The 23,370-nt window shown below is 47.9% G+C and carries 20 protein-coding genes; 2 read left to right on the top strand and 18 right to left on the bottom strand.

Translation table 11 applies throughout. The annotated features are described in order from the left end of the window. Window positions 1-255: 255 nt before the first annotated feature. The 12 genes from MKX74_RS11975 to MKX74_RS11920 form a co-directional block, all read right to left on the bottom strand. Window positions 256-657 carry an NUDIX hydrolase gene (locus MKX74_RS11975; RefSeq protein ID WP_018882986.1) on the bottom strand — a complete coding sequence of 134 codons (402 nt, stop codon included), beginning with the start codon at window positions 655-657 and terminating at the stop codon, window positions 256-258. Then, on the bottom strand, window positions 654-1,157 hold the full coding sequence (locus MKX74_RS11970; RefSeq protein ID WP_341178503.1) for a DMT family transporter: 504 nt from the start codon (window positions 1,155-1,157) through the stop codon (window positions 654-656). The genes MKX74_RS11975 and MKX74_RS11970 overlap by 4 nt, the downstream gene beginning before the upstream one ends. A 76-nt stretch (window positions 1,158-1,233) precedes the next feature. Further along, window positions 1,234-1,929 (bottom strand): Crp/Fnr family transcriptional regulator, encoded by a 696-nt coding sequence (locus tag MKX74_RS11965; RefSeq protein WP_341178502.1) that lies wholly within the window; start codon window positions 1,927-1,929, stop codon window positions 1,234-1,236. Window positions 1,930-1,993: 64 nt separating this feature from the next. Next, window positions 1,994-2,428, bottom strand: coding sequence for a DMT family transporter (locus tag MKX74_RS11960; RefSeq protein ID WP_018882989.1), 435 nt, complete (start codon window positions 2,426-2,428; stop codon window positions 1,994-1,996). A gap of 94 nt (window positions 2,429-2,522) precedes the next feature. Next, the gene (locus MKX74_RS11955; protein ID WP_341178501.1) at window positions 2,523-3,647 is read right to left on the bottom strand and encodes a GerAB/ArcD/ProY family transporter; all 1,125 of its coding nucleotides are present in this window, start codon (window positions 3,645-3,647) and stop codon (window positions 2,523-2,525) included. A gap of 62 nt (window positions 3,648-3,709) precedes the next feature. Next, complete coding sequence (locus tag MKX74_RS11950; RefSeq protein WP_341178500.1) at window positions 3,710-4,918, bottom strand: Ger(x)C family spore germination protein; 1,209 nt, start codon at window positions 4,916-4,918, stop codon at window positions 3,710-3,712. Between the two features lie 33 nt (window positions 4,919-4,951). Beyond that, window positions 4,952-5,197 (bottom strand): hypothetical protein, encoded by a 246-nt coding sequence (locus MKX74_RS11945; protein ID WP_341178499.1) that lies wholly within the window; start codon window positions 5,195-5,197, stop codon window positions 4,952-4,954. Window positions 5,198-5,212: 15 nt separating this feature from the next. Then, the gene (locus MKX74_RS11940; protein ID WP_341178498.1) at window positions 5,213-6,445 is read right to left on the bottom strand and encodes a Ger(x)C family spore germination protein; all 1,233 of its coding nucleotides are present in this window, start codon (window positions 6,443-6,445) and stop codon (window positions 5,213-5,215) included. Further along, window positions 6,442-7,992: a spore germination protein gene (locus tag MKX74_RS11935; RefSeq protein WP_341178497.1), complete on the bottom strand. Its 1,551-nt coding sequence runs from the start codon at window positions 7,990-7,992 to the stop codon at window positions 6,442-6,444. Before MKX74_RS11935 ends, MKX74_RS11940 begins: the two co-directional genes overlap by 4 nt. Before the next feature lie 245 nt (window positions 7,993-8,237). Then, on the bottom strand, window positions 8,238-8,783 hold the full coding sequence (locus MKX74_RS11930) for a pyruvate kinase (protein ID WP_341178496.1): 546 nt from the start codon (window positions 8,781-8,783) through the stop codon (window positions 8,238-8,240). A gap of 95 nt (window positions 8,784-8,878) precedes the next feature. Next, complete coding sequence (locus tag MKX74_RS11925) at window positions 8,879-9,676, bottom strand: hypothetical protein (RefSeq protein ID WP_341178495.1); 798 nt, start codon at window positions 9,674-9,676, stop codon at window positions 8,879-8,881. A 520-nt stretch (window positions 9,677-10,196) separates the two neighbouring features. Further along, complete coding sequence (locus MKX74_RS11920) at window positions 10,197-10,919, bottom strand: YebC/PmpR family DNA-binding transcriptional regulator (protein WP_341178494.1); 723 nt, start codon at window positions 10,917-10,919, stop codon at window positions 10,197-10,199. Between the two features lie 195 nt (window positions 10,920-11,114). Here MKX74_RS11920 and MKX74_RS11915 point away from each other — a divergent pair, with 195 nt between their 5' ends. Both MKX74_RS11915 and MKX74_RS11910 read left to right on the top strand, forming a co-directional pair. Beyond that, on the top strand, window positions 11,115-11,864 hold the full coding sequence (locus MKX74_RS11915) for a spermidine synthase (RefSeq protein ID WP_341178493.1): 750 nt from the start codon (window positions 11,115-11,117) through the stop codon (window positions 11,862-11,864). 12 nt (window positions 11,865-11,876) lie between these two features. Next, window positions 11,877-12,785 (top strand): helix-turn-helix transcriptional regulator, encoded by a 909-nt coding sequence (locus tag MKX74_RS11910; RefSeq protein ID WP_018882999.1) that lies wholly within the window; start codon window positions 11,877-11,879, stop codon window positions 12,783-12,785. Between the two features lie 433 nt (window positions 12,786-13,218). Here MKX74_RS11910 and MKX74_RS11905 read toward each other — a convergent pair whose 3' ends face one another. The 6 genes from MKX74_RS11905 to MKX74_RS11880 all read right to left on the bottom strand — a co-directional run bounded on the left by MKX74_RS11905 (window position 13,219) and on the right by MKX74_RS11880 (window position 23,326). Then, entirely contained in the window at window positions 13,219-13,629 is a 411-nt protein-coding gene (locus MKX74_RS11905) for a VOC family protein (protein WP_018883000.1), read from the bottom strand. 211 nt (window positions 13,630-13,840) lie between these two features. Further along, window positions 13,841-15,562: an assimilatory sulfite reductase (NADPH) hemoprotein subunit gene (gene cysI / locus MKX74_RS11900; RefSeq protein WP_341178492.1), complete on the bottom strand. Its 1,722-nt coding sequence runs from the start codon at window positions 15,560-15,562 to the stop codon at window positions 13,841-13,843. Between the two features lie 55 nt (window positions 15,563-15,617). Continuing rightward, window positions 15,618-17,471, bottom strand: a complete 1,854-nt coding sequence (locus tag MKX74_RS11895) for an assimilatory sulfite reductase (NADPH) flavoprotein subunit (protein ID WP_341178491.1) — start codon at window positions 17,469-17,471, stop codon at window positions 15,618-15,620. Window positions 17,472-17,765: 294 nt separating this feature from the next. After that, window positions 17,766-21,137 carry a HEAT repeat domain-containing protein gene (locus tag MKX74_RS11890; protein WP_341178490.1) on the bottom strand — a complete coding sequence of 1,124 codons (3,372 nt, stop codon included), beginning with the start codon at window positions 21,135-21,137 and terminating at the stop codon, window positions 17,766-17,768. 338 nt (window positions 21,138-21,475) lie between these two features. Beyond that, the gene (locus MKX74_RS11885; RefSeq protein WP_018883004.1) at window positions 21,476-22,495 is read right to left on the bottom strand and encodes a Gfo/Idh/MocA family protein; all 1,020 of its coding nucleotides are present in this window, start codon (window positions 22,493-22,495) and stop codon (window positions 21,476-21,478) included. A gap of 57 nt (window positions 22,496-22,552) precedes the next feature. Next, on the bottom strand, window positions 22,553-23,326 hold the full coding sequence (locus MKX74_RS11880) for a sugar phosphate isomerase/epimerase family protein (RefSeq protein WP_018883005.1): 774 nt from the start codon (window positions 23,324-23,326) through the stop codon (window positions 22,553-22,555). Between the last annotated feature and the right edge of the window lie 44 nt (window positions 23,327-23,370).

Below are 23,370 nucleotides of genomic sequence, written 5' to 3'. Positions count from 1 at the left end.
GACGGAGAAGGCTTTGCAAGTGGAATTATTCTGGTCATTGTTATTACGTTGTTGATCTTTGGCTCTACCGATATTGACACGCTAACAGGAGCGCCAAGCACCGTGTGATAAATGGGAACAGCCCCTCACTTCCAAACTTCCTCTCCGCCGCTTCCCCCTTCCTTCTACAATGCAGGTTCGATCTAGCTAGATTCCCATAAAAGCATGAAGGATGCAGCTATTGGAGTAGACAGCATCCTTCACCGTATTTATTGTTCAGTCTATCTGTCCTGAGGCATGGAGCTGCTCCAGAATCAACTGTGAAGCTGGAGAGACCCGATCACGATCCGCATATTGAAGCCAGGACAGCTCGGCAATCTCCGAGTCAGGCTGTAGCTCACCAGTGTATTCTGCCGTGTAGCAGGTCATTCGGACAGGCGTTCCTCCAGATTTGCCATGGGCCTCTGCTTCGAAGGTGCCAACTAAAGCAACTGTCGCAGGTACAATGTGTACGGACAGTTCCTCCTGAATTTCCCTGATCAGAGCCTCTGCATCTGTCTCTCCTGGATCACGCTTGCCGCCAGGCAAATAAAAGATTTCCTTCCCTTGTGAACGGGCTCCTAGCACTCGCCGCCCCTCGATATGAATCCATGCAATTTTATCTATAAATGCGCTCACTGCACCTTCACTCCTTTCTGCTCACGAACCGTTCGTAGCTGTTGCCGTACTCGTGCAGCATGCTGCAGATCTCCCAGCTTGAACACCAATATGCCGCCAATAATTACGATAACCCCTAGCAACTTGCTCCAGCTAAACGGAATCTTCTCCAGACCCATCCAGCCTAGAGAGTCCCATAATAGTGCCGTACCCAGCTGTGAGGTAACGACAATGGAGATGGCGAAGGTGGGGTCCAGTCTCTTCATTCCTTGTACCAGGCAGATGACGACTCCCACTCCAATAAGCCCACTGAAAATATACCATAGCTTCATGTCCCCGATCTGGAACATCTTCGTCCCCTGAACGGCCAACCCTATTAGCAAAGATGCGGCAAAGCCCATACCGAGCACAAGCGTCGTTGTGGCCCATGAGCTGTTGTGCTCATTAACCTTGCTGTTGAATACCGTCTGCATGCTTACCAAGATTCCAGCGATACACGCCAGTATGATGCCTGTAATCATAAATTCCTCCTGTCATTCACTACCACTATCAATCAGTACCGCCGCCTGCCCATTACTATCGCGGCCCATACTTCGTCTACGGCATGGACCCGTTCACGATGGCTCTAAGGCCATCCAGGTCACGAATCCGTATACTCCCTCTTCCCCGCTCCACAAGCCCCTTACTGCAGAATTTCATAATGACCCTGTTCAAATGACGGTAGCTCGTTCCGATCAGGTTCGCTGTATCGGTCAGACTAATGGAGTCGAGATGGGCTGACCCTGCCATGTCCGATTCCTCCGTGCTCACTGATAACAGATAGCTTGCCAGTCTGACCTCGACAGGATGCATCAGGTTGAAGCTTAGAAAATCTGATTTGACATAGAACTTCCTCGTAATAATGTCCAGGAGAAAATGTAGCAGTGGGGGGTGGTCATCTCCTGCCTTACGCAGCCATGTATAGGGGATGCCGATCAGATCCACACTCGATACCGCCTCAACCGTATTAATGATCTCGATCTGCCGTACATACTCAATGTCGCCGATGACCTCTGGCGGTGTCTTGAACGAGACAATTAAGGACTGTCCCTCAGTCGAATTAGTGTAGATCTTCACCTTGCCCTGAACGAGAACATACATCTGTTCAGCCCTCTGGCCCTGATAGCAAGCGACATCTCCAGGAGCAAGTCGATACAGGGTCAAGTAGGGACGCAGCGGTTCGTGGAACACCTTCTCCAGTTGATACTTCCGCAGATATTCATTCAGTTGCTCCATATTTTGTACTTCCCTCATTATGTCTGTACTTCCTTCATCTACGTCTGCCTCCGCCAGCTTTTATTCAGCCCGTAACTTTTCGCTACATCTTCAGTATCATAACACCTGCAATCATCATACCAATGCCAATAAAATGCGCTGCTCCCATGCGGCGCTTCAGCACATCGAACCAGCCATTGCTATCGATCAGAAAGGCCATGCATAGCTGGGCAATCAACAACGCCGAGATCGTGAATGTAACCCCGATGCGCTGGATCGCCGTCACCTCACTGAAGATAATAATCGCGGCAAAGGCTCCTCCGATCAGATAGAGCGGCTTGACACTCCTCATGCCTTGCCACACCCCTTGCCAGTTACGCCCGCGTACGAATGCCAGAATCATCAAGGCCGCAACAAAGCCCGTGAACTGGGTTAGAGCAGCTGCCTGCCATGTTCCCATATCCTGACTAATACGTGCATTCGCCACACCCTGCAAGGTAATGAAGGCTCCAGCAAGTATTGCATAAATTATTCCCATCTGTACTCTTCTCTCCTTACCTCAGTCTGTTCTAATTAAATGATACATCCTGAGCGGAGAAAAGGACATATGTCCTGAACTGTAAATGCCTCTATCAGCTCTGGGCCGAGGCGGGCTTGGCTCCCTTGCCAAACTTCGACCTGATCGCATGTATAACGAGCAGCAGTAAGGGAATCAGAAATGCCGAGGTGAAGTTCCAATCCACCCAATAAGGCGGCATCGTCTTGACATAGAAAATGATCGTTGGTGACAGAATTTCAGACATGGCGAATATGACGAAGCCTAAAGGAAGTATGAGCAAATCATAATTTTTGAGCTTGCACAGTTGAGAGATCCCTACAGACAGAGCATAATGATAGAGGGCTGTCTTGAAATATGTTGAGATGACCCAGGTAACAGCCATTAAAGCTTCGATCCTTTGAAAAATATTCGCGATATTAATCTTCTGAGCCAAAATATAGGCCGCATAAAAGTGATGCTTGGAGAAATATAGCCCCAGCACCGTTAGCGACAGGAACAGGATGAAATTGAGGGCAATCGCAGCGGTCAGGGTCGCAGTCAGCATATCCCGAGTCATATGAGGCTGCTTCTTCACCTTGGGCAAGACCATAAGAAAGACCATCATCTCACCGAACGGGTAGAATACGCCAAAAAAAGAAGCGTGCAGCAGGTTTTTAATTGAGGTGGTTGAAAGTACAGGATACAGCTTATCTATATGAGCATCGGGCAGCAAGAGGATTAGCAACGTAGACAGGAACAGGACAAACAGCGGAAACATGAGTTCAGCGGCGCGTCCGATCGTTTTCAAGCCCAGCTTGAGTCCATACACGATAATGATTACCGCCATGAAGCGAATCACATTCCCTGGGGTGCGCTCGTAAATTTGAGTACACATGAAATCTTCAATTTCCCGAACGTAAACCGAGCCTAGCATTAAAAAGAAAAACAGGTAAAAGACGGATATGACACCTCCGAACCATTTTCCTGTAATTTTCATGGCACTCTCCACAAGCGTGAGCTCCGGGTACAGACGATAGAAGCGCAGCATCAGCCACAGAGCACCAAGACCAATTGGAATACTGATCAGACCAGCAATCCAGCCATCCTGGTTCGCATAAGCCGTCATTACAGAGGGGTAGACAAGTCCCATATCACCAATGAGCACCAAAATGGCTAAAATGGTTAATTGTCGGTTGCTGAGTTCAGCTTTACTGCCCATATGATCCACCCTTAGTGTTAAGATTTGTACTGCTGCCTGTCGTCTCTGTGCAAGCATGTCGTCTACGATTTGATTTCCTTGTAAAACGGGGTATCCAGTGTTCCGATCCGGTTAAACAATATATCGACCTTGTAGTGAACAGGAATGTGGACCAGATAGCGGTGTCCGTAGTTCGCGATCATCTGATACCAGGCTGAGGGACTGGATTTGTATATAGATTCCCCAAAACCGAAAATATCCAGCTGCTGCCCCTCCGACAAGCGATCAACCGTTTGCTGCATAAGCGCCTGTACTTCTTCTTCGGTCTTGCGAGTCACATAGCGCATTGCTTCGTCCGTGCCCAGGTCCATAGCACTTTCCGAGCTCTGGATATTGAAGGTGCCCTTGAGATGCAGGAAGATATGAGGAACGCCATGGATGATCTTCACATTGCGTTCAGTGTTGGAGAACACTGGCCCGACCGTAATCCGTTTACCGTCGGTTCCCCTGATGCTTCTGGTTGTCCTCTTAATCTGATTCATGATAAAGCTATAACCGACCGTCTCATTCTCATCCAGCCATTCGGTCAGCTGATCCTTGCGAAATACCGCGACATCCTGTAAATCCAACCGTGTCTTGGGCATTACACTCTGAACGTTGCTCTTCTCTCCCCCGGTCTTGGCATTTCCCTTCAGTCTTACTCCGGTTAGTACGGCATCCTTACCGTTCGACACCAACGCTTCAATAAGCTCGTCAAGGGTGACCTTCGTCGTTTTCCCCGTCTTCTCCGATGCCTCATCGAGAGAATGAAACAGCTTGTTCGCCGGAATTTTATCCTGCTTGGTCAGCACATTCAGCACCTCAGCCGCACTGGCATCCCTTGCAACCACGATATAGAAATCCGGACGGATGCCGCTGCTTCGCTTCATGACATCCAGAATCGGCGTAATGCCTTCCCTTGCTACATCCTCGCCGATCACCAGTATGCGAATATGACCCATATAACATAACCTTGGTGATCTTAGCGTAAACGTTGTAAGGGAATGGTAGATGGATTCCACGGTGCTAATATACTCGGTAACGGGCGTGGAGTAATTCCCGGACTGATTCGTCATTTCCGAAGGAACTACTACCTGCATGGAAACCTTATATTGATCCCCTGCCTTATCAATCCCCATCCCCATGACAAAAGCTAGTTCATTCAGCTCTCGTCTCTCCCAGCATCCACTCAGCGTAAGGGAAGCCAGCAGTATACATGTCATCATGATGATCCACTTGCGTGCACATGACATACCTGATTCCTCCCTTTACGGACTTCATGCAGACTATAGGCCCACCGCCTTGAACAGCATATTTACCCAGGCATTGAGGGGTGTATATAACCATTTGATGAGATAAAGCGGACTTGGCAGGGTAATGCCCATGACTACACAGCTGCTCAATACGATACCTGAGAGCATCACGACAGCATAGATTACGATGTCCCACATCCCTGATTCCTGCCGCAGCTTTTTCCAATCAATCCAGATACACAAGGCTGCTACAAACAACACAAGACCGACAAGCAGCATACATGCGCTCCTTTCCTACTCCTTCACCTCACTGCGGAAAGACTTGTCCAGGGTACCTATACGAGTAATTCTGATCTTGGCCGAGAAATGTACTGGAATTTCCGCCAGGTAGTCGTCCCCATACTTCCCCTTTAATTTGAACCAGGCCTGGGGGTTGTGCTGATAGATCAGATGCCCGAAGCCCATGGCGTCTATATTGTATTTGGACAAAATGCGATTGTAAGCCGTCTGCATCAGCTTCACCGTCTTCTCCTCTGCTTCTTTGGTAAGGTAGTTCATCGCCTCTGTTGTACCGATATCCATCTCACTGGGGACATCCTGCACATTAGAAATCGTCTTGACTTTAATATAAATGTGAGGCTGACCATTAATGAATTTCACCTCACGATCAGTCGATGTCCTCATAGCCTCCATGATGATAGGACGGTCATCGGTTCCCATAACGAAACCTGTATTCGTCACGACTTTATCAGTCATGTAGTTGTAGCCTATGGCTTCCTTTTCATCCAACCAGCCCACCATTTTATCCTTCTGAAAGATAGCAACCCCGCGATATCGCAGCTTCGTCTTGGGCTCAACGCTCTCCACATTCGAATGCTCCATCCCCTCGCCCACACTGCCATCTATAATAACCCCCGTTAAGACAGGAGTTAGCCCTTGGCCAAACAAATCTTCAATAATTTGATCCAATGTAGCTGTGGTTGTCGTTGCCGTTGCCTTGGAGGAACGGTCGAGAGAATTAAAGAGCTTATTCGCAGGGAGCTTTTCCAGCGGGGTCAACACACTAAGAATCTCTGCAGCCTGACTGTCACGGGCCACCATAACATAAAAATCCATACGGGGCTCCCGACTTCGCTTGAATACGTCCAACACCGGGGCAATACCCTCCCGCGCCAGCTCTTCTCCGATGACTAGCACCCGAATATGACCCAGATATGACTGTCTGGGACTCATCAAGGTAAATTCCCTTAAGGCATCATAGACGTTATCTACCGTATTCTGATATATCGTTACAGGTGTGCTGTATCCCGAAGATTTACCGGCTACCTCGGAGGGGATCACCGCCTGCATAGATACGTTGTACTTATCACCGAGCTTATCAATGCCTACCCCTACGATAAAGGCCATTTCATTCAATTCCTGACGCTCCCAGCAGCCCGTCAGTAACAAAGATAAGCTTAATGGTAATAGCAGCATAGCCTGCCAACGACAAGATCTGATGATCCGATGCCAGAATATTCGTTTCATTTGGCACCTCTTCGGTTCTTCTTGGATTGGCGGACAAGATTTTGTGGTTGGTTCTCCTTCGGACGCGTCGTAAGCTTAGGCCAACTGAAGCGGAATATGGAATCCTTCATATCCTCCTGTACATACGGTCCAAGCGGGCTAGTATAAGGCATGCCGAAGGAGCTCAGGGAAGCCAGGTGAAGCACAGTAATGAACACGCCGAACATAATGCCGTACAGCCCCATGAAGCCTGCCAGACCCATGAAGACGAATCGCAGCATTCGGACCGCGATCGACATACCCGTCTCCGGAATAACGAAGCTAGAGATGGCCGTAATCGATACAATAATTACCATGGCAGAAGAGACGAATCCGGCTTCCACAGCAGCCTGACCAATGACCAGCGTGCCGACAATTGAAATGGCCTGTCCTACATTCTTCGGGATACGAACACCCGCCTCCCGCAAAATTTCATAGGTGACCTCCATCAGGATTGCCTCGATCATGGCTGGGAACGGCACACGCTCGCGTTGAGCAGCTAGACTGATGACCAGATTTGTGGGGATCATCTCCTGATGGTAGGTGGTAATGGCCACATACAATGAGGGGGCTAGCAATGTGATCAGAAATGCCATAAAGCGAATTTGTCGCAGCAGTGTGGATATTCCCCATCGTTGATAGTAATCCTCAGCAGACTGAAAAAAGCTGATCATAAAAGATGGCACCAGCAGCACAAAGGGGGTACCATCCACCATAATCGCAATTCTGCCCTCCAATACGCCGGCAGCAATGGTATCAGGACGATCACTGTTATACATCGTTGGAAAAGGTGTCATGGCTGTATCCTGAATGAACTCCTCAATATATCCGCTTTCGAGGATACTGTCCGTATCAATTTCACTTAACCGATCCCGTACCTCCTTAACAACCGACTCATTTGCAATATCATGCATATAGGCAATAGTCACATTGGTGTGGCTAACCTTACCGATTTTATAATTTTCCATCCACAGCTTGCTGTCCTTAATCCGTCTTCGAAGGAGGGCGGTATTGGTACGCAAATTCTCCGTGAATCCTTCCATGGGTCCTCGTACAACAGCCTGCGAGCTTGGCTCGCTCACATTTCGATCCTTCCAGCCTGGAGCGCCTATTCGCAGACTATCATTCACACCATCCAGCAGGATAATAATATCCCCCGAGAGCAAGTTATCCAGAAGCTTGTTATATTCCCTTACATACTCTACATCAGCTGCGATAATCACTTGCCTCTTGAGATAGGCAAGCTTGTAGGTAGGTGTAGTTCCCTTCGTTTCTTCCATTTTCCCCGGATTCATCAAAGAGGTCAGCACGGATTGATGCAGTATCTGATTATCGACCAGGCCGTCAATATGCAACAGGGCGATCCGTGTCCCCTCATCCAGATCAAGGACACGAGTAATCAGATCAGGACTATTCCCGAGCGCGCCTTGAATATAAGACAAATTATCATCCAAGCCTTCAAATAAACCGATGTCATGTTGTGTAACCTGCTCGATCGAATCTCCTTTAGGCTGATCGTTGGTCCTCATGGAAGTCCCCTCCTTACTCTCCGGTCAGAATCAAATTTGCTCCCCCCTAGTATGAGCACGAATTCCATAAATATGCCTGCATATCCAATTACGGAAAGCTATGAATAACAAAAAAGCTGCTTCTCGCTGAATACTTGTCCCAGTAGACATTGTATTCAGCCAAAAACAGCTTCTTATGTAATTCGCAAAAAAAACCTTCATATTCTGAAGGCGTTGTGTCCTATAGTGGGTTGTACTTTTAAGAATTAATAAAATCCTTTTAGCCAATCTTTGTATAAATAGTTCTCATAACCATCCTGCATGCCAAAGAAACGAAAACAGTAACCCTCTTTATACCGAGCAATTACCTGATCAATTAATGAATCATTATCGAATTGGATATAGCCTGTTAAATAAAGGACAATCAAGAATTCTTCAAAACGCAAATTACCTAGCACCATTTCTTCTTTGTCCATTCCGCTGAAAACATCCGTTTCGAGAACCAATAAATTAGACTTTCCAATTAACGTTGAATCAATAACCCAAGCAAAATAGAGGGGTTCATTTATATCTTCTTCTTTGTTTAATTTAACTAGCTCTCTAGTTCCTCTATCATCTTGAAATACATATGCAGCTACTGCCTCATCAAAACCAGCCTCAGGATCTCTACGCAAATAAGCAAATGTTTCTAAATCAACTTTTTCTGCGTAATATTTCTGGGTTAGCCGTTCGTGTATCTGCTCTAGTGTAAATGGATTCGGAACATCCAATGTTAGAAACGTTTCATATAACTTTTGAATATCAATCTCCAATTTGATTCCTCTTTCTTTATATAATAAGTAAATTATAAGATATACATTTCTAGTTTTGGAGAGGAAATAAACATATAGTTATGCTTCAATCAAATCTATCTTCTTTTGGTTAATCCCCATCGACCATCTACACCATAAAAAATATGTCCTGTTCGGAAAGCTCCCCGTTCACCATGAACATGCCAAAAATAGCGAGTGTCATTAAATCCTCTTCTATAATGATTTTCTGGTTCAGTGGCTGTTCCGATTCTTCTTGCAATATATTGAGCATCAGAGTAGTTTGCTGTCCAGATTTCCAACCTCGATGACATATTCAAAGAATTGACAGCTTCGCTTTCTGTTAGTGGCTTGCCAACATAGAGGTTCATACTATCCTTATACGCTAGGAAATATTTAGGTTTCTCTCTTTCTCTACTTCTGGAAAGTTCTCTTGCAAATTGCCTTACTTCTACAGCATCCTCTGCAAATTTATAAACTACAACAGCTGCAGCAGTACCACCAGCAAGCCAACCAAGTAACTGACCAATGCCCATTCCAACCCAAGGAGCAGCAAATACTACCTGAGTAGTAACGAGTTCTTCTTCACTCTGAACCTCTATGTCTTCCAGATTTACTTCATGAAAATTCTCATCAGCAGGTGTCACTTCCGTGTCCTGCTCTTGAATGATCTCTTCAGGTAATAAATTCTCAGGTTTTTCTTCTTGGGGCTCAACTATTACTGGTTCATCACTATTATTAGAGGTAACATCCTCTGAAATTTCTTGAGTAATAGTCTGGTGATCAATCTCTGCCGCCAATGAGTAAGATTGAACGGATGTGGCAAATAAAATTATAAATGCAAGGGTTGCAGAAGTAATACGTAAAAATGACTTAATGGTTGCTTTTTTAAACAAGTTATTACCCTCCTGAATATATTGTAAGCACCTCTCCAAAACTAGGCATTGAATCTAAATATATACATATTTAAACCCAATATTTACTACTATAGTTTATATTTAAGCATTTTATAATTATGTAATCATTAACACAATAGTTATAAAAAATTATTTCAGGATAGATTCCCAAAGCTAAGTAGCCTAAAAAAGCAGTCTAAAAAAGTAAAGATTAAACACCTATTATTTAGGTATTTAGTCTAACTTGTCTCATTAACACTGTTATATGTATTTACTCTTCTATTCTTAGCCAAAAGCATTCTAGGGAGTATTTAGTCATTATTTTCTCTTCATTGTATGCCTGATTGACCCCATCTACTTCTTCCCCTTGAATATGTCAAGCTTATCTTGATCTACAGATCAAATAGAGATTATTTATAAATACCCTCTAACAACATAAAAAACCCACTCCTTGTACAGATATTCCATACAAAAAGTGGATTTCAAATTACACCATTCTGATTAACTCAGACTTAAAAATTTACTCATCCTCAAGCTCTACATTATGGTAGACCTGCTGCACATCCTCCAGATCCTCCAACGCGTCAATCAGTTTCTCGAACTGGACTTGCGAATCACCGGACAAGGACACGAAATTCTGCGCCAGCATGGTAAGCTCCGCCACGGTGAACTCCGTTACGCCTGCCGCCTTGAAAGCTTCCTGAACCGCATGGAATTGATCCGGCTCGGCATACACAATGATGGCTTCATCCTCTTCAAGGATATCACGCACATCCACATCCGCCTCTAGCAGGATATCCATAACTTCATCAGCATTCTTGCCTTCTACGCCGATAACAGCAGTCGGCTCAAACATGTAGGATACGGAGCCGCTTACACCCATGTTTCCACCATTTTTGTTAAAAGCCGAACGAACATCCGGTGCCGTTCTATTCACATTATTGGTCAATGCGTCGACAATAATCATAGAGCCGCTTGGTCCAAAGCCTTCATAACGAAGCTCTTCATAAGTCTCGTCACCGCTACCTTTAGCTTTCTCCATTGCACGGTCAATGATAGCTTTCGGTACATTATATGTCTTGGCACGTTCCAGAACGACCTTCAGAGCACGGTTGGATTCCGGATCAGGCTCGCCTTTTTTGGCAGCCACATAAATCTCTACGCCGAACTTGGCGTACACGCGGCTAGTATTTGCATCCTTGGATGCCTTCTTTTCTTTAATATTATTCCACTTACGACCCATGAAGATTCCCGCTCTCTATTCGTATTCAGTTCGACTCATACCAGAACCGGATATGAGCCTATCTTCTTTATTATACCTCTTCCTCCAATCTTCAACAAGCGTATAAAAGGATACGCTTTCTGAGTAGTGGGGTGCAATGGTATACTGTGGGTATATATAACAAATCGCATTATCGTTTTCAAGGAGATTTCTCATATGCAGACCATTTACTATCATGATAGACGCTTACCAGAGCTGCGTGTAACTGAGTTGGAGGAATTATACGGTGAACGCGGTCGATTCCGTGTCCTCCAATTCGGGGATGGGGCCATTCAGGGCGCCCAAGACCTTGAGCAGCCAGAGCGGGTTGTACTGGAATATCCACGGGCGATGATTCATTTGATGGAGCATAACCTAATGCAGTTTGATAGAGCCTTCGTAATCGGGCATGGCATCGGCACCATCGCCGGTTACTTCTCGGATCGAAGGGTTATTACTGCGGAGCTGGATGAACGCATACGCGACATCAGCGAGGCCTACTTTAATTGCCATATTCAGGATGTCAGGCTGGGCGATGGCCGCGCTCTACTTGCTGAAGAGCAGTCGGACAGTCTCGATTACATTGTTGTAGATGCCTTCTCCGACTCCATTACGCCACCCCATCTGGTATGCAGCGAATTCTTTGAGCTCGCAGCTGACAGGCTGAGCCCAGATGGTACTATCCTGCTGAATTTGATAGGTAGCCCCACAGATCGCTGGATTCATGCCGTGCATAGTACACTTCAGCTACACTACTTGTATACATTAACCTTTATTTTGCAACCAGAGCATGTCCGGGAGCATACAAATATCATCATGGTTGGACGACAAAGACCGATTGCTTATCAGGCTCGTCATATGGCGGGATTTAAATATTTTCTACCCCCACAGGGACATATTATTCGAGAAGACACCCAGCAGGGGTAAAGGAGCACAAGTATGAGCAGTCTGTCACACGCTTCATGGCACAACATGAACATCATTGCACAAGTAGGCAGTCTTCAATTTAATATTCGTTGTATTCAATTCAAGGATACGAGCATAGATACTAAGGACACCCCTTGTTCAGGCCCTCATATGTACGCACTTCACTATATTCGTGGCGGTAGAGGCACGCTGCTGCTCGCCGGGAGAACATGTCAGATTGGTGCCAAAAGTCTCTACATGAGTGGTCCTGGGCTTGTATATGAAGAGATGACCACGGCAGAAGAGAAGCTTACAGGGTATTCCCTGTTCTTCGAGGTTGTTGATCCTGGGGCGAATCTCTTTTTGTCCAAGCAGATGCTGGATGAATATACCTCTACTGCAGATCGTCTGCTGACGGCTTCCTTCTGGCATGGCAAGGATGAGAAGGATATGCTCACCTTGTTCGAGCAGCTTGAAGCGGATTTCTCCAGCTATTCCCCTTCAAATGAAGCCATAATAACGCAGATTATTCAGCAGATCATGATATCTCTAATGGACAACTATGCTGACAGTCTTCCTACACCCGCACACGCCTCAGAGAAGACTCTTGACGAGCAGCGCATGCAAATTATTGAGGAAAGCCTGTTATACCAGTACTCATCCTTGACGATTGGTGAACTGGCTGAACGACTTACATTAAGCGTACGGCAAACAGAACGCACGGTGAAGCTTCTATATGGTGTGTCGTTTGCGGAGAAAAAAATGCAGCTTCGCATGCGAATGGCAGCTTATCTGCTAAGTCACACCAAGCTGCCGATTCATTACATTGCCGAGCGCACAGGCTTCGCCTCGCTTGAACATTTCAGTACCACCTACAAGAAGCATTATTACCAGACCCCGACGTCCTACCGAGCTAGTAGAGATTATACAAGTCCTTCCTAGGAGCGATTAGCATCAGGAGATGTAAGCCTGCTCCTGGTGCAACTTTGTACCTCGACCAGATTAGAGGTGAGTACAGAGCTGCTTCAAACGAGAGTTCTGGCCTTCTAAAAAGGCAAATAACAAAGGGATTTGAAAGACTCCCCCCTTTACTCCGTTAGATTCATTTTACCCTTAAATTCCATATAATTCTATATTTAGTTTTATAACAACCACATTTTATTACAGCGCTTTAAGACTGGCTAATGGTTAAAAGGCATGTTGCATTACTTTCTTTTTCACATGAAAAGCCTTGCTCGTATATACAATTTACTCGGCGGGCAAGCAAAGAAAAGCTGTAAATAGAGCAACAGGACCGCCTCTACTCCTGGCGGTCCTGTCTCAACATATATAGCATTATTAAAAAACAGCCTTTATATTACAGAGCATTCTTGAATTACTGGTAGCTGCTAGGGTCCATATAAGTGATTTCCCACAGATGACCGTCCAGGTCCTCAAAGCTCCATGCATACATAAATCCATGGTCCGTAGGATCATTATATTCCTTGGCGCCAGCTGCAAAAGCACGGTTGACAATCTCATCCACATGCTCCCGACTGTCTGCTGAGATCGCTAGAATCACCTCAGTAGTACTGCTTGCATCAGCAATCTCTTTGTTAATGAAGGAACGGAAGTAGCTCTCCACCAGCAGCATGACAAATATATTGTCACCAAGGACCATGCAGGCTGCCTTCTCATCCGTAAATTGCGGATTAAATTCAAAGCCAACCTTTTCGAAAAACAACTTGGACGCCTCGAGATTCTTGACTGGTACATTCACAAAAATATTACTCGTCTTCAATGCCATGGTCATCACCTCATCCTTTGAAGTTGCATTGCTGATTAGTACCTTGACCCAATCAAGGTGAGGTTACGTTGCTGTCCGATCAAGGTACTATTCTCACAATCATAGTATAACATCTAATATTGTAAATACTTATACAATAAATTATCAATGTAAATTATATAGATTGTGCTCCCATGACAAGACGAGTGAAAAGTATCAACTCAAGCAGATCTCAAGCGTGGAACTCCTGTCCGTCACGTACCTCCTGTACAATGCCGGCCCGAATAACGAAGTCGCCCAAATGCTCACCAGGTTCACGTTCTTGGCCATATTGTTTGAAAATCGGCTGTAGCGAGGCTAGGATCTCCTCTTCCCCTATGTTCTCCTTGTATAGCTTGTTCAAGCGCTGGCCGGCAAATCCGCCACCCAGATAGAGGTTGTACTTGCCTGGAGCCTTGCCGATCAGCCCGATCTCAGCGAGCATGGGACGAGCACAGCCGTTCGGGCAACCCGTCATACGGATTACGATATCCTCCTGCTCCAACCCGCTCTCGACCAGCATGGGTTCGATTTTGTCGAGGAAGCTTGGGATGTACCTCTCGGACTCCGCCATCGCCAGACCGCAGGTCGGAAGGGCTACACATGCCATGGAATTCCGGCGCAACGCGGAATAATGCTTGCCGTCAGTCAGCTTATACTGCTCCAATAGCTGCTCAATTCTCTTCTTGCTGCGGGCACTGACACCGCCAATGATCAGCCCCTGATTAGGAGTGAGTCGGAAATCCCCTTTGTGAACGGTGGCAATCTCGCGCAGCCCCGTCATTAGTGGGTAATCCTCCAAATCCTTGATTCGTCCATTCTGAATGAACAACGTGAAGTGCCATTTTCCGTCACCGCCCTTCACCCAACCATAACGATCACCATTATGATCGAAATGATAGGCGCGCGCTGGCTCCAGCGACCAACCCAGTCTGGATGTCAGCTCTTCCACGAACCACTCTAATCCCCGATCATCAATCGTATATTTGAACCGTGCATGCTTACGCACAGCCCGATCACCGTAATCCCGCTGGATGGTAACCGTCTTTTCCGCTACATCAATCAGTTGCTCCGGTGTGCAGAAGCCGATCACTCGGGACACCTGTGGGTAGGTCTTCGGATCGCCATGAGTCATCCCCATGCCGCCACCAACAGCTACATTGAAGCCGATGAGCTTGCCGTTATCTACAATGGCGATGAACCCCAGATCTTGAGAGAATACATCTACATCATTGGTTGGTGGCACCGCAATCCCGATCTTGAACTTACGCGGTAAATATACCGGACCATAAATCGGCTCCTGCTCGGTATCATCTTTGCTGTCGATGACCTTCTCTCCATCCAGCCAAATCTCATGATATGCTCTCGTGCGCGGGTCCAAATGCTGGCTCACTTTTGAAGCCCACTCATACACCTGACTATGGACCTCCGATTGGTAAGGATTCGGACTACACATAACATTCCGATTCACGTCTCCGCAGGCGGCCAGTGTACTCAGCATCGCGTCGTTGACCTCACGAATCGTGTTCTTCAGGTTCCACTTGATTACACCATGCAGTTGAAATGACTGCCGCGTTGTCAGACGGATTGTACCATTTGCATACTTATGAGCTACGCGGTCCATCATCAGCCACTGCTCTGGCGTAATGACACCACCAGCTGCGCGAACACGCAGCATGAACTGATAGGCCGGCTCCAGCTTTTGCTTCTGCCGTTCATTACGCAGATCCCGATCATCCTGCATATAGCTGCCATGGTGCTTCATCAGACGATTGTCATCCTCAGGGATGGAACCCGTCAGCGGGTCCTTCAAAGTCTCTTCCAGACTTCCCCGCAGATAGAAGCTTCTGCGCTTAATGTCCTCCACATCGCTGTGAGGAGCATTCTGGGGGTGGAGTAATTGCTTTTGAGTCATCGATTCATATCTCCTCTCGGGCTCCTGTACATGTCACTTATGCTTGGGCATTCCCTTAATATACATCCCGTTGATAACGCTTCTCCTGCTGCAGGCGAATAAGCTCGGCTGCTGCCTCATCTGCGGAACGTCCGCCCTCTTGCTCCAGAATGCGTATCAGTGCAGCATGCACGTCATGTGCCATCTTCTTCTCGTCTCCACACACATAGATATACGCACCTGCCTGCAGCCACTCATACAGTTCACGGCTATGCTCCAGCATACGATGTTGCACATATACCTTCTCCTCGGTGTCCCGTGAGAAAGCTACATCCATACGGGTCAGTACCCCGCTCTTGATCCATTTCTGCCATTCGATCTGATACAGGAAATCTGTAGCAAAATGCTGATCACCATAGAACAGCCACGACTTTCCTTCCGCTCCGGTCTCTTCTCGCTCTCCTAGGAAGGCTCTAAATGGAGCTACTCCTGTGCCAGGTCCGATCATAATAATCGGGGTATCCGGTTGCTCCGGCAGCTTGAAGCCCGCATTGTGCTGAATAAACACAGGCAAGGTATCCCCGGCTTCCACACGTTCGGCCAGTTGAGCCGAGCATACCCCAGAGCGCTCACGTCCTTCGTTCTCATAGCGTACCGTTCTCACCGTGATGTGGACTTCATCCGGATTGGCACTAGGACTGCTGGCAATTGAGTATAGGCGAGGCGGGATTTTACGGAGTAAAGGAACGAGTTCCCCAGCCGCAATCCCTGTCAGCTCGTAGTGCTGCACGAGATCCAGCAGATCATGCCTGCTGATATAGCTCCGCAGCTCCTCCTCTTGTCCGGCTGCTAGCAGCTTGCTTAGTGCAGAGTCAGGGGCCAATCCTGCTATCTGCTGAAGCAACGGCTTCGTCAGGACAGTAATCTCTACCACGCGAGTCAACGCTTCACGAAGTGGTAGCTGCTGCTTGTGCACGTGAATCTCTTCCTCCGGATTCCACTTCAAAGCCTCAATCAATTGATCTACCAGCTTCGGATCATTCTGCGGATAGACTCCCAGACTGTCACCCGGCTCGTAATGAAGTCCCGAACCCTCCAGTGATAGCTCCACATGTCGGGTCTCCCGCGCGGAGCCGCGTCCGTTCAGATTAAGATTCTCCAGGACCTCGGCAGCAAATGGATTGGATCTAGAATAGTTCTCTTCCACGGAAGGTGCTACCGTGCTTGCTACCGATGATCCTGCAGATACCGTGGCAGTATTCCCTGAGGTCCGCAGCTCAAGCGCGCCAATAACCTGCTCCATCCATTCTGTAGCCGAACTATCGAAGTCCACATCGCAATCCATACGCGGTGCAAGCTTGCTCGCACCAAGCTCCTCCAGCTTGGCATCAAAATCCTTACCCGTCTGGCAGAAGAACTCATAGGAGGTATCACCCAGTGCCAATACCGAGTAGAAGGTGTCTGGCAGCTGAGGAGCCCGCTTGCTGTGCAAGAACTCGTATAGGCCTATCGCTTGGTCCGGTGGTTCGCCTTCGCCATGCGTGCTTGTAAGTATGAGCAAATGCTGTACTTTCTTCAGGTTGCTTGGCTTGAAGTCTGCCATGGAAGCGCGGGTGACCTTGTAGCCCAACTGCTCCAGCTTTGTAGTAAGCTTGCCTGACAGCTGACTGCAGTTACCCGTCTGAGAGCCATACAGAACAGTGACCTCCTTGGGCAAGGTCTGTACCTGCGCTGCCAGTGGTAACGCCTGTGTCTGTTCTGCGACTACAGCAGGTGTCTGGAGTATGGCCTGCCCTGCACCTCCAGCACCAGTAGCAGTCAGATATCCGGTCAGCCATATACGCTGATTCTCGGACAATGTCGGTACGAGTCGGTTAAGCAGATCAGCCTGCTCCTCATTAAAAGGACTATTGCTTACTTGAAAGTTCAATCCCATCCACCCCAATATGCGCTCATTTTCTAAATCCGACTATTATGATCTCATTAATACTATCTTGAACCTAACATACGTACTGCACAGGGTCAATTAGTTAGATCTTATCGGTTCTATCAGTAATCCTGATACGTCATGTAAATCAGCGAATTATAAGGCTTCTTCCCCCTATATGTAGCTATATTCTGACACGATAAAAAGTCCCGACAGCTATTACACTGCCGGGACATACGGATGTAGACATTATATCTAAATCATTGCAACGTTCCTTTATTTTCGACATGCTCCGTTCTATTCCAGAACGGTCCACATGTCCATAGCCAACATTCGAATGATCTCATGCTCGTGCTTCCGGTAAGTCCGCAAACGGTCGGCGCTGTTCTGATTCCACAATAACGCCTTGCCCGCAACCTGCAATAAAGAAAGTCCTACATACTGAGCCTCGAACGGCGTCTGGCCATTCAAACGATCCACGATGCTCAGAAGCTCCTCTGCGGTCCAATGCCCTTTGCTTTCATTAAGCGTTTGAACGATCCGCCGATACGCATAATCCAACAAATGTGGCTTCCTACTCGCGATCTGGATCACATGATTTAGATAAGCAACGGCCTGTTCAGCGCTGTTCCATTCAATCATGGCTATATGCAGCTTAATCACAGCGGATTCCATCGCCTCTTTGTCAGTGAGTACATCAATCACGCTTTCATACAGCGGAGCTAGTCCGTACCTTACATGCGGAGACAATAAGACAAGCTTGTCAACCAGTGCCAAGAGGCGCTGACGATGCGGCAGATCCCTGTCGGCAGTCGCATTCCATTCGACTACTGGTTCCATGGCTCCCAGCTGCTTGCAAAGACTAATCACCTGCTCGTTTACCGCTCCATCACGGCAGACCACGATCAAAGTATCCAGTGCCGCCTTCCATCTGGAGCTGTTCTCCATATCCAATATGGCTTTACCAGCGGCAGCGGCAAGCAACACTTCATGGCCATCCGCCCAAAGATTCATCGCTCGGAAAGCCTCCTGGGCAACCTCCGCATCCGCATGACTTCCATTCTCGGCAATCCACTGCACATATCGCGGCCGATCCTTCAATGGAAGCTCTCTTGGGTTCTGGTAGAGCAGGCTTTTTGCGATATCCCGCTCCGGCGACAAAGCCATTGCGCTTAATATAGCCCAGCTTCGCTCATCTTCGAGCCATTGTCTGGCGGCATGCCCTATCGCAATCACAACATCCTTATGGGAATTGGGTTTCTCGTGTTCACGAAGAAGTATTGCCATATTCTCACTGCTCTTAAAGGCTCCCAGCAGCCGGATCGCTTCTTTTCTCACTGTAATTTTCAGCTTATCCCGGTTCAAAAGGTCTGCAAGCATGGAGGTCATCGCCTGCGGCTTCATTCGACGCGCACATCGAGGGATCGCATACATTGCCACACGGGCGCGGTCCCCATCCAGATTGTCCAGCAGCAAAGGAAGCGCCTTCTCCGGGTCCTCCCATAAGGAGCAAGCGTGTAGCGCCGCCTCAGCAATCTGCACTTCCTCATCCTGCTGCAGCTTCTTCAACTTATCGGAGCAATAGTCCGGCATTTTTGCCAAGCTCCGCATGGCAGAAGAACGCTCATAAAAGTTACGCTTGGCATCCAAGGCTACTTTTTCGAGTAGAGCAGCCAATGCTTTTTGCTGACGCGGCAACCAGCGATGGAACCCGTCCGAGGCAGGCAGAAGATAGATCGACTTCCCTGAAAGATGCCTGCCCTTGATGACTGTCCCTGCAATGAAAGGGTCCAGCCATTCTTGACGCTTCAGGTGCAGATGCTTAAATACCTCATAAAACGAAATGAAGGAGAGGTCCCTATCCAGCATTTCTTTTACCCGTTCATCGCGTGTTTTTCGTGGAGCCAGCCAATAACGAACAGCCTGAGGAGATACGTTTTTTACCTGAACTAATTCCTTCAGCAGCAGTTGGAGTTTAGGAATTCGCTCTGCCAATTTGCCAAACGATTCGGCCATCCGCAGAATATATGTATAGCTCTCTCGCTTGTTAGCTTCCATGCCAAGAGCATAAAATTCATCGAACACAATGTTCAACACATGATCAGGCATTCTGTCCCAGTCCATGGAACGCAACATAAAGTGTCCGTCCCGCATTGCCATTCTGGCGAATGTTCTTAGAGCAAATTTGAAGAGTCTGCTCTCGGGCTGGGAAGTATGGTAGCACAGAATGGCAAAGGCCAAATTTTCTGTGGCTGCTCGTGTCCCATAGGAGGTGTCTCTGGCTTCAATCACGCTGTCGACCAGCAAAGTCAATTCCCCGATATGGTCTTCCTTAAAGAGCGTGGGAGGGCAGTTCGACAGCTCGACCATGACTGCATTCCGCACTGGGTCCTGATCGTTTTTAATCCGGGTCACGAAATGCAACGTTTCATCCATTCCGCTTCGGGATAACGCCGTGCTTCGGATGAGATGGACATAGGCCGCAGCCCGCTCATCAGCTCCGGATACAGTCGCAGCTTTCTCCAGATGTTCTCTGGCATCCGCAATGAATAGCCTCGAAGTTATTTCCAGCTTACGGTTTCGGCGCTCCCGAATATCCCGCAGGCCTAGCATTCGAGCCGCCTCCTGATGGCGCAAACGATGTGGCAGTACATCCAGAAGCGATGTCGGGAAAACGCGCATTCCTCGTTCGTCTCCTCTATAAGTAGCCTCGAAGACCAATCCCCGTAAGGACGGCGCAAGTGTATCCAGTACCTTCGCTACATGCAAAGGCTGCTCAGCCAGCAATGATGTTAGCTTTGCCCACTGCTCGATGGAAAAAAGCTTGTTTTTTTTCAAAACACCTACAGGTACGCCGTGAGTCAGAAGGTCCCCCCTCGCCTCCTCTCGCGTCAGGAGCTTGAATACACCCTCCGAGCTTACTTCCATTAGACGGCCCAATCGCGGTCTGAGAACAGGATGAAGTACGTCCATAGGCCCATGCTTCAACGCACATTCCAAGACCATACTTGGTTTTAATTCACACAGCATCTCGATGGCTGAGCTAAAGCTCCACCATACAAAGGTCTTCTCGCGCTGTGTTGCCTTTTGCAGCACATCATGGAAATAATCCGCTACGATAGCAGGGTGACGCTGCGTCAGCATTTTCCAATTGCGTACCCCATACCCCAGCTCCGGGAGGTATCGACGAACCGTTTCCTCGCTGCATGCAGCCAACAATGTTGCGGCCTCATGTCCTCCCCAATTAGCAAGCACAAGTGGCAGCAATCTCTCCGCCCAGTCCTGCCGGCAGCTGATCACGATGCTTCGCAGCAATTGGCGACGACATTCGTGCGACATCGACACGATTTCAGACTCTATCAAAAAATCTGAAACTATGAGAACCTTCGGCAAAAGTTTGGCTGCCCGGCACCTAACGCCTGCCTTCCCATGACTTAAAGCCGCCAAAACGGCATGAGCATCATGCGTTACACTAGCACCAGTTAATGCCAAATGCCCCTCATAGGCGCTGTCACTCTTCAACAATGATGTAAGCAGGACGCTATAAGCAGTATCTCCTTTATATTGGCACCCCCAGGCTGCCATCTGCTTCATCCTGTCCGAGTACCCCATTACGTCTAGTTCCTTTAGTACCCGTTCTCTATTCAGCGGAGCATTGTGAAATAACAATATTACCCTCTCCTCTCACACGCTGACACCCATCTACTAGATCGCTCTAAGCCATTTTGGTCCACAGCTTACGAACTAGCCATTTTCTATTATTTTTATTGAAAAAAATACCTATCGTACAACATTATACCTTGTCTAATCCATGTTAACAAAGACACGCGGCTAGTCTACGGACTTATGGCAAGTAAAAAAAACGAGTGTGGAAGCTGCGCCCATGGCGAAAGGGTACGCGGCTACTTCCACACTCGTTATCAACTTTGCTCAATGACTAGTTAATCTCACAAAATACATACTTTATGGTGCTACTTTCTCGATTGCACGAACAGCTTTCCGAGGCTCTATAGTTTGATAAATTGTCCCGTACGCTGTGATTCAAATGCAGCCAGAATCACGTTCAGGGAACGCAATCCCTCTTCACCAGAGATCGTTGGCGGCGTCTTCGTAACAATGCTATCGACAAAAGCATCAATGACACCGCTAGGTACCTGCTTTTCATTCGTAGCCATGGCACCGACCTTGTATGTCTCAACTGTCCCATCAATAAGCTCTACGATGACCTCGTCCCCATCTACGGTTCCGATCTTCATGACGCCTTTCTCACACCATAGCACGGTGCTGTTATCTCCGCCCTTATACTGTGTCCAGCTGGCAACCAGTGTTCCAATGGCTCCACCCTTCATGCGGAGAATGCAGACGGCATTATCATCCACCTTTGTATCCGACTTATGCAGCGTATCAATAAATCCGCCGACCTCTGCGACCTCATCTTGTAACAGGAAACGGATGAAGTCCGACTTATGGACCCCAAGATCCCCCATTGCGCCCATACTGGCCTCTTCCTGACGGAAAAACCAGCTATCCCGGCCATCAACACTCCAGGCTTCAGGACCAGGATGCCCGAAGGCCGTACGGAAGGTAAGAACCTTACCCAGCTTACCCGAATCGAGAATCTCCTTCGCTTTTACATGCGGTGGCATGAGACGCTGATTGTGACCTACCATGAGAAATACTTTGCTGGCACGTGCTGCTTCAATCATTTGCTCAGCTTCTTCGGAGGTACACGCCATTGGCTTCTCTACTAGCACATGCGCACCAGCCTTGGCTGCAGCAATAGACATAGGCGCATGCAAATAGTTCGGGGAGCAGACGCTCACAGCATCCACCTTCTCTTGGGCAAGCAGCTCCTCATAGCTACTATACGCTGTGCCCCCGTAAGTATCCGCCATCTCTTGGGCACGCTCCAGCTTGGGATCGGCAAAGGCCACCAGCTCCACATGCTCATTGGCTGCATACTCCGGAATATGTCTACGCTGTGCAATAGCACCGCATCCCAATACGGCTACCTTGATTGTACTCATCAGCACTTCTCCTTTTCATGATCTATGATGGTTGTGGGGTATGAACTGGAACCAGAGCTAGAATTGGCTCAGGTAATGCTCTTTTACCCACTGCAGACTGTTTGCAACACTTTCAAGCGGTGGCTTCTGACAATGATCCTGCTCCACAATCAGCCATTCCACTCCGGCATCTCCAGATTCGCGAATGACGGCTGGCAGGTCCACCAGTCCCTCTCCAAGCTCCAGCGTATTAATTGCACCATCCGTGGCTCTGTCAAAATCCTTCAGGTGCAGGAGTGGAAGGCGCCCGGCATATTGGCGGATGTAAGCCAGCGGGTCCTGTCCAGCGTACTGAACCCAGCACACATCAAGCTCCACCTGAAGGGACTCAGGTGCCGTCGTCTGGAACATTGCATCGAATACCAGCGCTTCTCCCGTCTTCTCCAAAAATTCAAAATCATGATTATGATAACCAAATTGAAGCCCCTGCTCCCGCACCTTGGCTCCTGTATTCTCTAGGAATGCAATAAATCCCTTCCATTCTTCGCCCTTGGGGCGCTGATCCGGCATAATATAAGGACAGATCATATAATGAGCACCAATCGTCTTCAGGTAATCTATCTGGCCTTGCAAATCATCCTTGAGCAAATGAATGCCTACATGACTACTGATAGCTTTTAGCCCAAGCTCGTCTAGTAGCGCTTTCATTTCCAGGGCTGGAATGTCACCGTATCCGGCAAATTCTACACCCTCATAACCTAGTTCGGCAACCTTACGAAGTGTACCCCTAAAATCCGTAGCTAATTCCTCACGGAGCGTGAACAGCTGCAAACCCACATTCATTCTTGGCATGTACAAGACACCTCGACTTCTTAGAGTTTTATATATACTGCTCT

Source organism: Paenibacillus sp. FSL K6-1230 (assembly GCF_038002385.1).
GTDB lineage: Bacteria > Bacillota > Bacilli > Paenibacillales > Paenibacillaceae > Paenibacillus > Paenibacillus massiliensis.
The sequence above is the reverse complement of the archived record's forward strand: the minus strand, read 5'-3'. Positions and strand labels throughout refer to the sequence as shown.

Excerpts from the sequence above, each read along its gene's own strand:
- MKX74_RS11950 (WP_341178500.1), bottom strand. The coding sequence starts at position 4,918 with ATGTCATGTGCACGCAAGTGGATCATCATGATGACATGTATACTGCTG.
- MKX74_RS11880 (WP_018883005.1), bottom strand. The coding sequence starts at position 23,326 with ATGCCAAGAATGAATGTGGGTTTGCAGCTGTTCACGCTCCGTGAGGAA.
- MKX74_RS11940 (WP_341178498.1), bottom strand. The coding sequence starts at position 6,445 with ATGAAACGAATATTCTGGCATCGGATCATCAGATCTTGTCGTTGGCAG.
- MKX74_RS11885 (WP_018883004.1), bottom strand. The coding sequence starts at position 22,495 with ATGAGTACAATCAAGGTAGCCGTATTGGGATGCGGTGCTATTGCACAG.
- cysI (WP_341178492.1), bottom strand. The coding sequence starts at position 15,562 with ATGACTCAAAAGCAATTACTCCACCCCCAGAATGCTCCTCACAGCGAT.
- MKX74_RS11970 (WP_341178503.1), bottom strand. The coding sequence starts at position 1,157 with ATGATTACAGGCATCATACTGGCGTGTATCGCTGGAATCTTGGTAAGC.
- MKX74_RS11910 (WP_018882999.1), top strand. The coding sequence starts at position 11,877 with ATGAGCAGTCTGTCACACGCTTCATGGCACAACATGAACATCATTGCA.
- MKX74_RS11905 (WP_018883000.1), bottom strand. The coding sequence starts at position 13,629 with ATGGCATTGAAGACGAGTAATATTTTTGTGAATGTACCAGTCAAGAAT.
- MKX74_RS11965 (WP_341178502.1), bottom strand. The coding sequence starts at position 1,929 with ATGAGGGAAGTACAAAATATGGAGCAACTGAATGAATATCTGCGGAAG.
- MKX74_RS11915 (WP_341178493.1), top strand. The coding sequence starts at position 11,115 with ATGCAGACCATTTACTATCATGATAGACGCTTACCAGAGCTGCGTGTA.
- MKX74_RS11945 (WP_341178499.1), bottom strand. The coding sequence starts at position 5,197 with ATGCTGCTTGTCGGTCTTGTGTTGTTTGTAGCAGCCTTGTGTATCTGG.
- MKX74_RS11935 (WP_341178497.1), bottom strand. The coding sequence starts at position 7,992 with ATGAGGACCAACGATCAGCCTAAAGGAGATTCGATCGAGCAGGTTACA.
- MKX74_RS11955 (WP_341178501.1), bottom strand. The coding sequence starts at position 3,647 with ATGGGCAGTAAAGCTGAACTCAGCAACCGACAATTAACCATTTTAGCC.
- MKX74_RS11960 (WP_018882989.1), bottom strand. The coding sequence starts at position 2,428 with ATGGGAATAATTTATGCAATACTTGCTGGAGCCTTCATTACCTTGCAG.
- MKX74_RS11920 (WP_341178494.1), bottom strand. The coding sequence starts at position 10,919 with ATGGGTCGTAAGTGGAATAATATTAAAGAAAAGAAGGCATCCAAGGAT.